The 13,213-nt window shown below is 67.0% G+C and carries 16 protein-coding genes; 10 read left to right on the top strand and 6 right to left on the bottom strand.

Annotated features, from left to right (window positions below; genetic code table 11):
• Positions 1-3 precede the first annotated feature (3 nt).
• From AB4120_RS02075 to AB4120_RS02060, 4 genes are all read left to right on the top strand, one after another.
• Entirely contained in the window at positions 4-153 is a 150-nt protein-coding gene (locus AB4120_RS02075) for a cytochrome oxidase small assembly protein (RefSeq protein WP_222944716.1), read from the top strand.
• Positions 154-165: 12 nt separating this feature from the next.
• The gene (locus tag AB4120_RS02070; protein WP_149136799.1) at positions 166-759 is read left to right on the top strand and encodes a cytochrome c oxidase assembly protein; all 594 of its coding nucleotides are present in this window, start codon (positions 166-168) and stop codon (positions 757-759) included.
• A 1-nt stretch (position 760) separates the two neighbouring features.
• Entirely contained in the window at positions 761-982 is a 222-nt protein-coding gene (locus tag AB4120_RS02065; protein WP_144198955.1) for a DUF2970 domain-containing protein, read from the top strand.
• A gap of 107 nt (positions 983-1,089) precedes the next feature.
• Positions 1,090-1,950, top strand: coding sequence for a cytochrome c oxidase subunit 3 (locus AB4120_RS02060; RefSeq protein ID WP_149136798.1), 861 nt, complete (start codon positions 1,090-1,092; stop codon positions 1,948-1,950).
• 96 nt (positions 1,951-2,046) lie between these two features.
• Here AB4120_RS02060 and AB4120_RS02055 read toward each other — a convergent pair whose 3' ends face one another.
• A complete protein-coding gene (locus AB4120_RS02055) occupies positions 2,047-2,256 on the bottom strand; it encodes a twin transmembrane helix small protein (protein WP_092291634.1) in 210 nt (69 codons plus the stop codon).
• Between the two features lie 69 nt (positions 2,257-2,325).
• On the opposite strand from AB4120_RS02055, the gene AB4120_RS02050 reads away from it, so the two are divergent.
• From AB4120_RS02050 to AB4120_RS02030, 5 genes are all read left to right on the top strand, one after another.
• Positions 2,326-3,111, top strand: coding sequence for an SURF1 family protein (locus AB4120_RS02050; protein ID WP_187645088.1), 786 nt, complete (start codon positions 2,326-2,328; stop codon positions 3,109-3,111).
• Between the two features lie 7 nt (positions 3,112-3,118).
• Complete coding sequence (locus AB4120_RS02045; protein WP_149136797.1) at positions 3,119-3,775, top strand: SCO family protein; 657 nt, start codon at positions 3,119-3,121, stop codon at positions 3,773-3,775.
• Positions 3,776-3,781: 6 nt separating this feature from the next.
• The gene (locus AB4120_RS02040) at positions 3,782-4,894 is read left to right on the top strand and encodes a COX15/CtaA family protein (protein WP_149136796.1); all 1,113 of its coding nucleotides are present in this window, start codon (positions 3,782-3,784) and stop codon (positions 4,892-4,894) included.
• A gap of 8 nt (positions 4,895-4,902) precedes the next feature.
• Entirely contained in the window at positions 4,903-5,829 is a 927-nt protein-coding gene (gene cyoE, locus AB4120_RS02035; protein ID WP_187645188.1) for a heme o synthase, read from the top strand.
• A 95-nt stretch (positions 5,830-5,924) separates the two neighbouring features.
• On the top strand, positions 5,925-6,542 hold the full coding sequence (locus tag AB4120_RS02030) for an SCO family protein (RefSeq protein WP_441641803.1): 618 nt from the start codon (positions 5,925-5,927) through the stop codon (positions 6,540-6,542).
• A 68-nt stretch (positions 6,543-6,610) separates the two neighbouring features.
• Here the strand turns inward: AB4120_RS02030 and rpoH are convergent, their stop codons facing one another.
• Positions 6,611-7,495 (bottom strand): RNA polymerase sigma factor RpoH, encoded by an 885-nt coding sequence (gene rpoH / locus AB4120_RS02025; protein ID WP_441641839.1) that lies wholly within the window; start codon positions 7,493-7,495, stop codon positions 6,611-6,613.
• A 428-nt stretch (positions 7,496-7,923) separates the two neighbouring features.
• Between rpoH and AB4120_RS02020 the strand changes: the two genes are divergently transcribed.
• Complete coding sequence (locus AB4120_RS02020) at positions 7,924-8,799, top strand: pirin family protein (protein ID WP_149136793.1); 876 nt, start codon at positions 7,924-7,926, stop codon at positions 8,797-8,799.
• A 16-nt stretch (positions 8,800-8,815) separates the two neighbouring features.
• Here the strand turns inward: AB4120_RS02020 and ybiB are convergent, their stop codons facing one another.
• The 4 genes from ybiB to AB4120_RS02000 all read right to left on the bottom strand — a co-directional run bounded on the left by ybiB (position 8,816) and on the right by AB4120_RS02000 (position 13,000).
• On the bottom strand, positions 8,816-9,811 hold the full coding sequence (gene ybiB / locus AB4120_RS02015; RefSeq protein WP_149136792.1) for a DNA-binding protein YbiB: 996 nt from the start codon (positions 9,809-9,811) through the stop codon (positions 8,816-8,818).
• A gap of 94 nt (positions 9,812-9,905) precedes the next feature.
• Positions 9,906-10,709, bottom strand: a complete 804-nt coding sequence (locus tag AB4120_RS02010) for an ABC transporter ATP-binding protein (RefSeq protein ID WP_149136791.1) — start codon at positions 10,707-10,709, stop codon at positions 9,906-9,908.
• A 23-nt stretch (positions 10,710-10,732) separates the two neighbouring features.
• Positions 10,733-11,644, bottom strand: coding sequence for a nitrate ABC transporter permease (gene ntrB / locus AB4120_RS02005; RefSeq protein ID WP_262389491.1), 912 nt, complete (start codon positions 11,642-11,644; stop codon positions 10,733-10,735).
• A 48-nt stretch (positions 11,645-11,692) separates the two neighbouring features.
• Positions 11,693-13,000 carry a CmpA/NrtA family ABC transporter substrate-binding protein gene (locus AB4120_RS02000; protein ID WP_149136790.1) on the bottom strand — a complete coding sequence of 436 codons (1,308 nt, stop codon included), beginning with the start codon at positions 12,998-13,000 and terminating at the stop codon, positions 11,693-11,695.
• Between the last annotated feature and the right edge of the window lie 213 nt (positions 13,001-13,213).

Raw genomic sequence — 13,213 nt, 5'->3', positions numbered from 1 at the left:
GCCATGAAGCCGGAAACCCCGCCGCGCCTGGACAGCCAGGGTCGCCAGGCAACACAACGGGCCGCCAACCGGCGGCTGGGCCTGATCCTGCTGTCCATCGTGGTGGTGTTCTTCCTGGGATTCTTCGCCAAGATGGTTTTCCTTGGCGGTTGAGCGGAGATAGACGTGGACGCGCAGCAGAAAGCGGAAGACCGGGCACTCGAGCGGCGCTTCAACCGCGGCATGATGCTGCGGCTGCTGGTGGTGGTGGGCCTGATGTTCAGCTTCGGCTACGCGCTGGTGCCGCTGTACAAGAAGATCTGCGAGGTCACCGGCATCAACGTGGTGACCACGCGCGATCTGTACGGCGGCTCGCTGAAGAACACCCAGGTGGACAAGAGCCGCACGGTCACGGTGGAGTTCGACTCCAACGCGCGCGGGCCGTTCGCGTTCCGCCCGGTGAAGTCCTCGATGGAAGTGCATCCGGGCGAGCTGACGACCATCGTCTACGAAGTGGCCAACGGGCAGTCGCGCGATATTTCCGCGCAGGCCATCCCCAGCTACGCGCCCAAGCAGGCCACCGAGTACTTCAAGAAGGTGGAGTGCTTCTGCTTCAAGCAGCAGACGCTCAAGGCCAGCGAGGCGCGCGAGATGCCGGTGGTGTTCGTGATCGATCCGAACCTGCCCAAGGATGTGAAGACGATCACGCTGTCGTACACCTTCTTCGAGATCGGCACGCCGGTAGCGCAGACGGCGGCGCCGGCGGGACAGGGGAGCTGAGATGGGCGTGACGCCAGAGCCGCATGACCCGCTTCAGCGCAAGGCGTCGTTCGCGCAGACGGTGCGCGCGGTGCTGTGGTCGTTCATCGGCCTGCGCAAGGGCTCGGAGCACGAGACCGACATGGCGCGGCTGAACCCGGTGCACGTGATCATCGCCGGGCTGATTGCCGCGGCGCTGTTCGTGGCGATCTTGATCGGCATCGTGAAGACCGTGGTGGGATGAAGCTGTCCCCGAAAAAATAAGAGAAGTACGAGCACACCACCGGCAGGGAGGTCGGCCGGCGGTGCGGAACTACAACGAATCAGAGACACTGAGCTGGAGATAGAAGAATGAGTGCGAATCGCGCAAATGCTCCGTACTACTTTGTACCGGGCCCGTCGCGCCACCCCATCACGGCGGCCTTCGGCCTGCTGATGACCGGCGCGGGCGCCGCGGGTTGGGTCAACGGCCAGTCGTGGGCCCCGTTCCTGTGCGGCTTCGGCCTGCTGTGGTTCCTGTTCGTGCTCAAGAGCTGGTTCGGCGACGCCATCCGCGAGTCGGAAGGCGGCCTGTACGGCAAGAACATCGACGTCTCGTTCCGCTGGTCGATGGGCTGGTTCATCTTCTCCGAGGTGATGTTCTTCGCGGCCTTCTTCGGCGCACTGTTCTATGCCCGCACCATCGCCATGCCGTGGCTGGGCGACCTGAACAACAAGATCATCTGGCCGGACTTCGCGGCCGTGTGGCCCAACATCGGCCCGGCGGGCACGGTGGAGAGCTTCCAGACCATGGGTCCGTGGCCGATCCCCACGATCAACACGGCACTGCTGCTGACCTCCGGCGTCACGCTGACCTGGGCGCACCACGCGCTGCTGGCCGGCAAGCGCAGCCAGCTGATCCAGGGCCTGGTGCTCACCATCCTGCTCGGCGCCATCTTCATGTGCCTGCAGGTCTACGAGTACATGCACGCCTACTCGGAACTGAACCTGAAGCTGACCTCGGGGGTCTATGGTTCGACGTTCTTCCTGCTGACCGGCTTCCACGGCTTCCACGTGACCATGGGCGCGATCATGCTGGCGGTGGTGCTGGGCCGCGTACTGCGCGGTCACTTCACGCCGGAGCACCACTTCGCGTTCGAAGGCGCCGCCTGGTACTGGCACTTCGTGGACGTGGTCTGGCTCGGCCTCTACGTGGTGGTGTACTGGCTGTAACTGGAACGGGCCGCTGCGGCGGTCCTGCGGTACAAGACGAAGCGCCGCGGAGGACGATCCTCGCGCGGCGCTTTTTGTTTTGGGGTCTGGCAGTGCTCAGGGCGACATGTGGATGCCGGTGCTGTGGATCCATCCCATCCAGTTGGCGAACAGGATGAACAGGAACAGCGCCACCGAGAAGCCGACGCGCAGCATCAGCGAGCGCATCATGTTGGGCGTGCGGCCACGGTCGCGCATCATGAAGAACAGCGCGGAGGCCAGGCTGCCGATGATCAGGATGAAGGCGACGATGATGACGAAGCGCATGCTGGGGCGAAGGGGGGCTGCGGGTCACGAAAGTGGCCATTATGGCACCGTGGCCTCGCGGGGCCATTCGTGACGACCCGCAATCGGGGCGATCGGGGCGATCGGGGCAGCCTGTGGCGCTCGCCGGGGGCGGTGCCGCTGGTGGCGGCGCTGGCCGTGATTGCCGTGACCTGTGCGCTCGGCAACTGGCAACTGCGCCGGGCCCACGAGAAGGTGGACCGCGCCGCGCGGCTGGCCACGCTGGCGGCGCAGGCGCCGCTGGACCTGAACACGGCCCGCATCGACGCCACGCAGGTGGCGGACCGCCGCGTGCGCGCCCGGGGCCGCTTCGACGCCGCGCACACCGTGCTGCTGGACAACCGCCCGCACGGCAATGGCTCCGACGGCCGCGCCGGCTTCCTGGTGCTGACGCCGCTGAAGCTGGCCGATGGTGGCGCCAGCGTGCTGGTGCTGCGCGGATGGCTGCCGCGCGACGCCCAGGACCGCACGCGGATCGCTCCGTTCCCGACGCCCGATGGCGATGTGACGCTGGACGGCACGGCGCTGGCCACGGCCCCGCGCGTCTACAGCCTTGGGCACGACGCGGCGGCCGAAGCGGGGCAGAAGATCCGCCAGAATGTAGACTTGGCGGCGTTCGCCCGGGAAACCGGGGCGCCGCTGCTGCCGTTGGTGATGCAGCAGGCCACCGATACCGGCGATGGCCTTGCGCGCGATTGGGCGCCCGCCGACCTCGGCGCAGACCGCCACTACGGCTACGCCGCCCAGTGGTTCGGCCTGGCCGCGCTGACCGTGGTGCTGGTGGCCGCGCTGGGCTGGCGCCGCGCGCGCCGGGACACCGCCCTGCCGAACCGATAACCGAACGATGAACGTACAGACGAACTCCATGCCATCGCAAGACCCCACGGCCACGCCGGATACCCGCATCGATGCGCGCACGCGCCGTGGCCGCCTGCAGATGCTGATGCTGCTGCTGGTCTGCGCGTCGCCGGTCATCTTCTCGTATTTCACCTACTACGTGGTCAAGCCGAGCGGCGCCAGCACCAACTACGGCACGCTGGTCGATCCGCTGCGCCCGATGCCGCCGCTCAATGTGACCAACGAGCGCGGCGAGGCCGTGCCGCTGGCGTCCTTCCACGGCAAATGGCTGATGGTGATGGCCGCCCCGTCCGCCTGCGACGAGGCGTGCGCCAAACGGCTGTTCACGATGCGCCAGATCCGCGCGGGGCAGGGCCAGGACCGCGAGCGCATTACCCCGGTCTGGCTGATTTCCGATACCGGTGCCGTGGACGAACGGCTGTCCAGCGCCTACAACGAACCCTATGCGGGCGTGCGCTTCCTGCGCATGGACGCCGCCGCGCTGCGCCAGTGGCTGCCGGCCGAGCCGGGCGCCGGGGCCGAAGACACCGTGTACCTGGTCGACCCGCTCGGCAACCTGATGCTGCGCTGGCCGAAAGACCCGGACCCGAAACAGATCAGCAGCGACCTGAAGAAGCTGCTCAAATTCTCCCGAATTGGCTGATTTGCGATGCTGCTCCAACTCGCCATCATTGGCATCCTGATTGCCCTGCTGCCGCTCTCGTACGTGCTGGTGCGGGGCAGCCGCGACAAGTACCGCAAGCTGGTCTGGGTCACCGCCTTCCTCACGCTGGACCTGATCATGTTCGGCAGCTTCACCCGGCTGACCGATTCCGGCCTGGGCTGCCCGGACTGGCCCGGCTGCTACGGCCATTCGAACCCGCACGCGGCCATGGAGCCGATCCGCGCCGCCGAGACCGCGCTGCCGAGCGGCCCGGTCACGCTGGCCAAGGCGTGGATCGAGATGATCCATCGTTATTTCGCCATGGCGGTCGGCGTGCTGATCATCTCGCTGATGGTGCTGGCGTGGGTCAAGCGGCGCGAGCTGAAGCAGTCGCCGTGGTTCGCCACGGGGGTGTTCGTGCTGGTCTGCGTGCAGGGCTTGTTCGGCGCGCTGACCGTGACGATGAAGCTCCAGCCGATCATCGTGGTGACCCACCTGCTTCTGGCGATGGCGCTGCTGTCGTCGCTGATCGTGCTCGGCTCGCGCAATGACCCGCCGCACCCGGTGGCGCCGCAGGCGGCCTCGCTGCGCTGGGCGGCGTGGGTGGCGCTGGCGCTGCTGGTGACCCAGATCTTCCTCGGCGGCTGGGTCAGCACGAACTACGCGGTGCTGGCCTGCACCGACTTCCCGCTCTGCAACGGCCAGCTGGTACCCGAGATGGACTTCCGCCACGGCTTCACGCTCTGGCGCCAGCTCGGCATGACGGCCGATGGCGACTACATCCCGCACGCGGCGCTGGTGGCCATCCACTGGGTGCATCGTGGCTTTGCCTTCGTGGTGCTCGGATTCCTGGCCTGGTTCGGCCTGCGCGCGCGCCGGCTGGAGGGCCTGACGCGCCACGCCACGTGGCTGTTGGCCGTGCTGGCGCTGCAATTGGCCACCGGCATGTCCAACATCGTGTTCGACTGGCCGCTCGGCGCGGCGGTGGCGCACAACGGCGGCGCGGCCCTGTTGCTGATGCTGTTACTCCGTCTCCACTACAATATCGGCCTCGCGACCCTCGCGACACGTTATGCCGGCGCCGCCGCTCAATCCGCCTCAGCCGCGCGCGCCACATGAAGGACAAGATGCCTCCCGTGGTCTCCGCTACCCAAACTCATTCCTCCGTGGGCCGTATTCGGCACCTGGCTCGCCAATATGCCGCGCTGACCAAGCCGCGCGTCACGCAACTGGCCGTGTTCTGTGCCGTCATCGGCATGTTCCTGGCCACGCCCGGCATGGTGCCGTGGCCGGTGCTGCTGGGCGGCGCCGCCGGTATCTGGCTGCTGGCCGGCGCGGCGTTCGCCATCAACTGCCTGGTCGAACAGAAAATCGACGCGATGATGCGCCGCACCGCGTGGCGGCCTTCCGCCACGGGCGAGATCACCAGCGCGCAGACGCTGGTCTTCTCGGGCATCCTCGGTGGCGCCGGCATGTGGCTGCTGCACGTGTTCGCCAATGACCTGACGATGTGGCTGACCTTCGCCACCTTCCTCGGCTACGCGGTGGTCTACACGATCCTGCTCAAGCCGGCCACGCCGCAGAACATCGTCATCGGCGGGCTGTCGGGTGCCATGCCGCCGGCGCTGGGCTGGGCCGCCGTGGCCGGCACCGTGCCGGCCGAAGCGTGGTTCCTGGTGCTGATCATCTTCACGTGGACGCCGCCGCACTTCTGGGCGCTGGCCCTGTACCGTCGCGCCGACTACGCCAAGTCCGGCCTGCCGATGCTGCCGATCACACACGGTGAAAAGTACACGTTGCTTCACATCTTGCTGTACACGCTGGTGATGATCGCCGCCACGCTGCTGCCGTTCGTCTATGGCATGAGCGGCTATATCTACCTCGCCGCCGCGCTGGGCCTGGGACTGGTGTTCCTCGGCTACGCCTGGAAGCTGTTCCGCAACTACTCGGACGCGCTCGCGCAACGCACCTTCCGCTATTCGATCCTGTACCTCTCGCTGCTGTTCGCGGCGCTGCTGGTGGATCACTACTTCAAGTTCGTGCCGCAGGTCTGATGGCCCGCCTGCGGCATCTTGCCGCGCCCGGAGGCCAGCGCCGATGTGATCGGCGATACTTCCGGGCACCCTCTCCCGACCACCGCGCTCCCCCGATGACTCTTCCCGGCTCACCGTCCCTCCTTGCCCAGTTCCGCCGACTCTGCCTGCTGGCGCTCTGCACGGCCCTGCTGGCCGCCTGCGGACAGCCCAAGCCCTCGTTCAAGAACGTGGATATCTCGGGCGCTACCGAGTTCGGCAAGGACTTCGCACTGCTGGACCCGAGCGGCAAGACCCGCACGCTGGCCGACTTCAAGGGCAAGGACGTGGTGATGTTCTTTGGCTACACGCACTGCCCGGACGTCTGCCCGACCACCATGGCCGAGCTGAAGGCGGTGATGGACAAGCTCGGCCCGGACGCCGACAAGGTGCAGGTGCTGTTCGTCACCGTGGACCCGGAACGCGACACCGGCGAGTTGCTCGGTCAGTACGTGCCCGCCTTCGACGCCCGCTTCCTGGGCCTGCGCCCGGCCGACGAGGCAGCGCTGAAGAAGGTGACCAAGGACTTCAAGGTCTTCTACGCCAAGGTGCCGGGCACCTCGCCGAACAACTACACCGTGGATCACTCGGCCGGCAGCTATGTCTTCGATACCAACGGCCAGCTGCGCCTGTTCCTGCGCCACGGCCAGGGGCCGGACCCGATCGCGCATGATCTGAAGCTGCTGCTGTCGTAAGCTGCGCGCAGGACGAAAAAAGGGCCGGTCAACATGACCGGCCCTCTTGCATTGCGGGGAGCGGAGGATCAGGCGAAAGCCGCCAGCGCACCCTTCATCTTCTTCATCGCGGCCGCCTCGATCTGACGGATGCGCTCGGCGGAGACGCCGAACTCGTCGGCCAGCTCATGCAGCGTGGCGCCGCCCGAGCCGTCGTCGTTCACGTCCAGCCAGCGCGCCTCGATAATGCGGCGGCTGCGGGCGTCCAGACGCTCCAGCGCTTCGACCAGCCCTTCCACCTGCATGCGGTCCTGGCGCTTGGCCTCGAGCACGCGGGTCGGCTCGTTGTGGTTGTCCGCCAGATACGCGATGGGGGCGAATTCCTCCTCGCCGTCGTCGATCTGGCCTTCCAGCGCCAGGTCGCCGCCCGACAGGCGGGTCTCCATCTCCATCACTTCCTCGGGCTTCACGTTCAGCTCGCGCGCCACGGCTTCCACCTGCTCGGGCGTGAACGTGTGCGCGCCGGTCTTGTGGCTGCGCAGGTTGAAGAACAGCTTGCGCTGGGCCTTGGTGGTGGCCACCTTGACCATGCGCCAGTTCTTCAGCACGTATTCATGGATTTCGGCCTTGATCCAGTGCATGGCGTACGACACCAGACGCACGCCCTGATCGGGGTCGAAGCGCTTCACGGCCTTCATCAGGCCGATATTGCCTTCCTGGATCAGGTCCGCATGCGGCAGGCCATAGCCCAGGTACTGGCGGGCGATGGACACCACCAGACGCAGGTGGGACATCACCAGCCGGCGGGCGGCATCGACGGATTCATGGTCGCGCAGCTCCCGCGCGAGGCGCTGCTCTTCCTCGGCGGTCAGCAGCGGAATACGGTGGATAGCCTGGATGTAGCTATCCAGATTGCCCAGTGTGCCGGGGAAGGCGAGCGCGAGGCTGCCAGCGGCGGCATTCTGGGGGGCCATCGGCAGACGGCCGGAAATCTTGGTTTGGTCGGCAGACAGAACTGCGGTCACGCTTATTGCTCCTTTCGCATCCGGCGGTAGGTTGCCGGCGTGCCTCGATTCCAGAATCGGAAGAGACACCGCACTGCAACGCATATTAGCACTCAGGTTCGGCGAGTGCTAAGTTAGAGCGTCTATAGGGTTGATAGTTCCGGCCAATGGATATTGTTATTGGGATAGCGTAATAGGTCTCGGTGCGACGTCCGCGCCTTGTCTGGCAAGGGCTGGCGGGCCGCCAGCGTCGCGTACCATGGTTAGAGGGAACTTGCCCCAATCGGTTTCATCGTGATTTCGGGATGCTGAATTGCGCATTTCGCTACACTGGAGCCCCGCTTTTCGCTGTTATCTCACTGTTGTCTCGCAGTTATCCCATTGCCAGGAGTCCTGTCATGTCTGCCATCGAACACTTGCTCAAGCCCCATGTGCGGGACATCGGCGAGTTCACGGTCCGCCGCCTGCTGCCCGCCGCCGCCACGCAGACCGTGGGCCCCTTTATCTTCTTCGATCACCTCGGTCCCGTGTCCATGCCGCCGGGTAGTGGCATGGATGTGCGCCCACATCCACATATCGGCCTGGCGACCGTGACGTATCTGTTCGAGGGCGAGATCACGCACCGTGACAGCCTGGGCAGCGAGCAGGTGATTCGCCCCGGCGACGTGAACTGGATGACCGCCGGCATCGGCATCACGCACTCGGAGCGCTCGCCAGACGCCGCGCGCCAGGCCGGCCCGCTGCTGCACGGCATCCAGACCTGGGTGGCGTTGCCGAAGGCGCATGAGAAGGACCCGCCGTCGTTCCACCACCATCCCGGCGCCACGCTGCCCAAGCTGGAACTGCCCGGCGTGCGGATGATCGTGATTGCTGGCGATGCCTTCGGCGCGGAATCCCCGGTGCGGGTGTATAGCCGCACGCTCTACGTGGCCATCGACATGGAAGCCGGCGCGACGCTGGTGATTCCGCCCGAGCATGTGCAGCGCGGGCTCTATCCGGTGGAAGGCGATGTGACGATCGATGGCGAGGCGCTGGCGGGGGAACACCTCGCCGTGCTGGTGCCGGGCGAGCCGGCCACGCTGACCGCTACTACCGCCGCACGCGTGATGCTGCTGGGCGGTGATCCGACCGACGGCCATCGCTTCATCTACTGGAATTTCGTGGCGAGCACCAAGGAAGACATCGACGACGCCGCGCGCCGCTGGGAGAACGACGAGTTCCCCCACGTGCCGGGCGAGACCGAGCGGATTCCGCTGCCCCCGCGCCGGCCCTGAGCGTCCACAGGCGTCGTCAGACCGGACTGGCCCAGGCCACGCGCGTGGCCTGCTTCAGGCAGTCCTGGATGGTCGCCACCTGCGTGGCGATCGGCGCCGGCACCGGCACGTCGCCATCGAGCACCTTGCGGATCCAGGCGGCGGTCAGGCCGACGTCGGTGCCGGGCGGCAGCTCGGGTACCTCGCCAATCGACCCGCTTGCCGGATCGACCATCGTCCGCTGATGGCCATCGTGGAGCCAGTCGATGCGGCTGCTGCGGCGGGCATCCGCCACCACTTCCCCTTCGGTCCCGCGCGCCAGCAGCACGTTGGCGGGCTCGTGGGAGAAGTAGTCAGTCAGCGTCTCGCGATATTCCGGATGGGTGTAGCTATAGAGCCGTAGCGCCTCGGCCGGCGTGTGGCTGCCTACCGGTTGCAGCATCTTGACGATGGTGTGCGAGGAATTGCGCAGGCCGATGATCGGGCGCTTGTCGAGCAGGCGCGAAAGCGCTGGAGACAGCACATCGATCGGCAGCACGGCCAGCGGATTGGCGGCGGCGCGCAGCTGGTCCTGCGCGGCCTGCGGCGTGGCGCAGAGCGGCACGCCGAGGGCCTCGAACAGTTGCATGCTCGTCACCCGGCCGTCGAACTCGCGCGAGCCGTGGACCAGCGTGGGCACGCCCTCGCGCGCCAGCAGCAGCGCCAGCAGCGGCACCAGGTTCGGCTGCTTGCGCGCGCCGTTGTAGCTGGGGATGACGACCACGGGCTTGTCCGGCGGCGGCGCCAGCGGGGCGCAGTGGCCGTGGGCGGCTTCCAGCATGCCGGCCAGCTCGTGCGGCGCCTCGCCCTTGATCCGGTAGGCCATCAGCACGGCCCCGAGCTCGATGTCGGAGACGCGGCCGGCCAGCATCGCATCGAACAGCATCTGGGCGTCCTCGCGGGGCAGCGCCCGGGCGCCATTGACCCCGCGGCCAATCTCCTTGATGTACTTGCTGGCCGAGAACGGCGGAAGGGTCGGGGTGGCAGATGTCATGGCGGGAGGGGAGGTGTGGATCGTTGTGCCGTTCATGATAGCGGAGCAGGGCGGCTTCGCCCACGCCCGCTATCCCACGCATCCCCCGCCGGGGTCAGGCCGCCTCGCGCAGCGCCGGGTTGCGCTGCTTGCGGTAGAGGAAGTCCAGCACGGCGGTGCGGCAGGCGTGGTAGGCCTTGTCGTCGGCCAGCGCCACGCGGTCGCGCGGGCGGGGGAGGTCCACCTCCAGGATCTCGCCCACCGTGGCCGCCGGGCCGTTCGTCATCATCACGATGCGATCCGCCAGCAGCACGGCTTCATCCACATCGTGCGTGACCATGACCACGGTGCTGCGGGTGCGGGCGACGATCTTTAGCAATTCGTCCTGCAGATGGGCGCGGGTCAGCGCGTCCAGCGCGCCGAACGGCTCGTCCATCAGCAGCACCTTCGGCGACATGGCCAGCGCCCGGGCGATGCCCACGCGCTGCTTCATCCCGCCCGAGATCTCATGTGGATACTTGCTCTCGGCGTGCGTCAGGCCGACCAGCGCCAGCGTGTCCTGGGTGCGCGCCTTGAGCTGGGCGCGGCTCTCCGTGGCGGCGAACACGCGCTCCACGCCCAGGTAGACGTTCTCGAAGCACGTCATCCACGGCAGCAGCGAGTGATTCTGGAACACCACGGCGCGCTCCGGCCCCGGCCCGGCAATCTCGCGCCCGGCGCAGATCAGCGCGCCCGTGGTGGGCGTGGTCAGGCCGGCAATCAGGTTCAGCAGCGTGGACTTGCCGCAGCCCGAATGCCCGATCAGCGTGATGAACTCGCCCTCGGCAATGCCCAGGTTGATGTCGCGCAGGGCCACGAACGGCCCCTTGCGCGTCTTGAAGGTCTGGCCCACGTTCTCGATGCTGACAAACTTTTCCATGGCGATGGCTCCTTCGGGGGCGGTCAGTTGTTGCCGTAGCTGAAGCGGCGGGCCAGCGCGAGCAGCAGGTGCTCGAGGATCAGGCCCACCACGCCGATGATGAAGATGGCGATGACGATGTGCTCCACCTTGAGGTTGTTCCACTCGTCCCAGAGCCAGAAGCCGATGCCGGTGCCGCCCGTGAGCATCTCGGCGGCCACGATCACCAGCCACGCGGTACCGATCGAGAGCCGCACGCCGGTCAGCATGTAGGGCAGCACGGCCGGGAACAGCACGCTGCGGAACACCTTCCATTCGGAGAGGTCGAGCACGCGCGCCACGTTCAGGTAGTCCTGCGGCACGCGCGTCACGCCGACGGCCGTGTTGATGATCATCGGCCAGATCGAGCAGATGAAGATGGCCCAGATGGCGGCCGGGTTGGCGGCCTTGAACAGCAGCAGGCCGATCGGCAGCCACGCCAGCGGCGAGACCGGGCGCAGCAGGCTGATCACCGGCGCCGCCATCGCGTTCAGGAACGCAAAGCGGCCCAGCAGGAAGCCCGCCGGAATGCCAACCACCGCCGCCAGCCCGAAGCCGGCCGCCACGCGCGCCAGCGAGGCCAGGATGTTCCAGCCGATGCCCTGGTCGTTCGGCCCATTGCGGTAGAACGGGTCGGAGAACAGCGGCACGGCGGCGTTCCAGCTGGCGCCCGGCGTGGGAAGCGCCGGAATCAGCGTGGCAATGCCGTGCCACACCAGCAGGAACAGGACGAAGCCGACCAGCGGCGGCACCGTCCGGCGCACGATGGCGCCAAGCGCCTCGCGGCGGGCGGCCACCCGTTCCTGTGCGGCCAGCTGCGCCGCCCGGCGGCGGGTTTGCTCCTTGGTGTCGGTGTCGACAATGTCCGAAGTCATGGTGGGTGTGCCTTCCGGCGCGGGGTGGGCAATGGCATTCACGTCTGGCTCCTGAAGTGAGGGCAGCGGGAAATCAAGGAAACGGCGAGGTCAGGCTTTGATCTTGAATCCGTCGGCATAGGCCTTGGGGTCCTTGGTGGCATCCCAGGTCACACCGTCGATCAGCTTGGCCGTCCGGAAATCGCTCTTCGGCACGGCCACCTGCGCGGCGGCGGCGGCCTGCTTGTAGATATCGATGCGATTCACCTGCTTGGCCACGGCCAGGTAGTCCGGGTGCTCCTTGAGCAGGCCCCAGCGCTTGTGCTGCGTGAGGAACCACATGCCGTCGGACAGGAACGGGTAGTTGGCCGCGCCGTCCTGATAGAACTTCATCGAATCGGGGTCGTCCCAGGTCTTGCCCAGGCCGTTGCTGTAGCGGCCCAGCATGCGGTCCAGGATGATGTCCATGTCGGTATTCACATAGGACTTGGCGGCGATGGTCTCGGCGGTCTTGCGGCGGTTGGAGGTCGAGGCGTCGATGAACTTCGAGGCTTCGAGGATGGCGGCGACCATCGCCCGCGCGGTGTTCGGGTGCTTCTGGACGAACTCCGCCGTGGTGCCGAGCGTCTTCTCGGGGTGATCCTTCCAGATCGCCTGGGTGGTTTCCACGGTAAATCCGATCTTGTCGGCGATGGCGCGCGCGCCCCACGGCTCGCCCACGCAGAAGCCGTCCATATTGCCTACGCGCATGTTGGCCACCATCTGCGGCGGCGGCACGGTGATGGCCTTGGCGTCCTGCATCGGATTGATGCCGTTGGCGGCCAGCCAGTAGTAGAGCCACATGGCGTGGGTGCCGGTGGGGAAGGTCTGGGCGAACACGTAGTCGCGCCGCTCCTTCATCATCAGCGCCTTCAGGCTGGCGCCGTCCTTGGCGCCTTTTTCGGCGAGTTTCGATGACAGGGTGATGGCCTGGCCGTTGTGGTTCAGGTTCATCAGCACGGCCGTGTCCTTCTTGGGGCCGCCGATGCCGAGCTGCACGCCGTAGATCAGGCCGTAGAGCACGTGCGCGGCGTCGAGTTCGCCGTTGACGAGCTTGTCGCGCACGCCGGCCCAGTTGGCTTCCTTGCTTGGCGTGATCTTGATGCCGTACTTCTTGTCCAGGCCGAGCGTGGACGCCATGACCACCGAGGCGCAGTCCGTCAGCGGGATGAAGCCGATGCGGACGTCGGTCTTCTCCGGGGCGTCGGAGCCGGCCGCCCAGGCGCCGCTGCGCACCAGCGGGTCCACCAGCGTCATCACGCCGGCCCCGGCGATGGTGGCCAGCAGGCGGCGCCGGCTGGGGCTGTCGGGAGCTGCGTCGGGGGTGGCAGGGACCACGGCGGCGGGCAGGGGCTTGGCGTCTTTGAGGCGAGTGGGCATGGCGATGGCTCCGAAAAAAGAAAAAAGGCGTCCCGATCCGCAGCCCGCCTTCGCCAGCTTGCAGTTCAGGACGCCGTTGTCCCGCCGCGCGTGCCATGGTGGACAGCGCGGACGCGTTGTTCAGGTTGTCAGTTCGGGTGCTGCGAGCTTCGTGCTTCGGTACCACGCGGCCGTCGTTGGCCGTGCAAGCGATAACGCAAGCCACGTGCCAGC

It is taken from the genome of Cupriavidus sp. 2KB_3, assembly GCF_052115685.1.
GTDB lineage: Bacteria > Pseudomonadota > Gammaproteobacteria > Burkholderiales > Burkholderiaceae > Cupriavidus > Cupriavidus campinensis.
The sequence above is the reverse complement of the archived record's forward strand: the minus strand, read 5'-3'. Positions and strand labels throughout refer to the sequence as shown.

What these genes read in the sequence shown, in the direction of transcription:
- AB4120_RS02075 (WP_222944716.1), top strand. Translation starts at nt 4, where the DNA reads ATGAAGCCGGAAACCCCGCCGCGCCTGGACAGCCAGGGTCGCCAGGCA.
- AB4120_RS02065 (WP_144198955.1), top strand. Translation starts at nt 761, where the DNA reads ATGGGCGTGACGCCAGAGCCGCATGACCCGCTTCAGCGCAAGGCGTCG.
- AB4120_RS02060 (WP_149136798.1), top strand. Translation starts at nt 1,090, where the DNA reads ATGAGTGCGAATCGCGCAAATGCTCCGTACTACTTTGTACCGGGCCCG.
- AB4120_RS02055 (WP_092291634.1), bottom strand. Translation starts at nt 2,256, where the DNA reads ATGCGCTTCGTCATCATCGTCGCCTTCATCCTGATCATCGGCAGCCTG.
- AB4120_RS02045 (WP_149136797.1), top strand. Translation starts at nt 3,119, where the DNA reads ATGAACGTACAGACGAACTCCATGCCATCGCAAGACCCCACGGCCACG.
- AB4120_RS02040 (WP_149136796.1), top strand. Translation starts at nt 3,782, where the DNA reads ATGCTGCTCCAACTCGCCATCATTGGCATCCTGATTGCCCTGCTGCCG.
- cyoE (WP_187645188.1), top strand. Translation starts at nt 4,903, where the DNA reads ATGCCTCCCGTGGTCTCCGCTACCCAAACTCATTCCTCCGTGGGCCGT.
- AB4120_RS02030 (WP_441641803.1), top strand. Translation starts at nt 5,925, where the DNA reads ATGACTCTTCCCGGCTCACCGTCCCTCCTTGCCCAGTTCCGCCGACTC.
- rpoH (WP_441641839.1), bottom strand. Translation starts at nt 7,495, where the DNA reads ATGGCCCCCCAGAATGCCGCCGCTGGCAGCCTCGCGCTCGCCTTCCCC.
- AB4120_RS02020 (WP_149136793.1), top strand. Translation starts at nt 7,924, where the DNA reads ATGTCTGCCATCGAACACTTGCTCAAGCCCCATGTGCGGGACATCGGC.
- ybiB (WP_149136792.1), bottom strand. Translation starts at nt 9,811, where the DNA reads ATGACATCTGCCACCCCGACCCTTCCGCCGTTCTCGGCCAGCAAGTAC.
- AB4120_RS02010 (WP_149136791.1), bottom strand. Translation starts at nt 10,709, where the DNA reads ATGGAAAAGTTTGTCAGCATCGAGAACGTGGGCCAGACCTTCAAGACG.
- AB4120_RS02000 (WP_149136790.1), bottom strand. Translation starts at nt 13,000, where the DNA reads ATGCCCACTCGCCTCAAAGACGCCAAGCCCCTGCCCGCCGCCGTGGTC.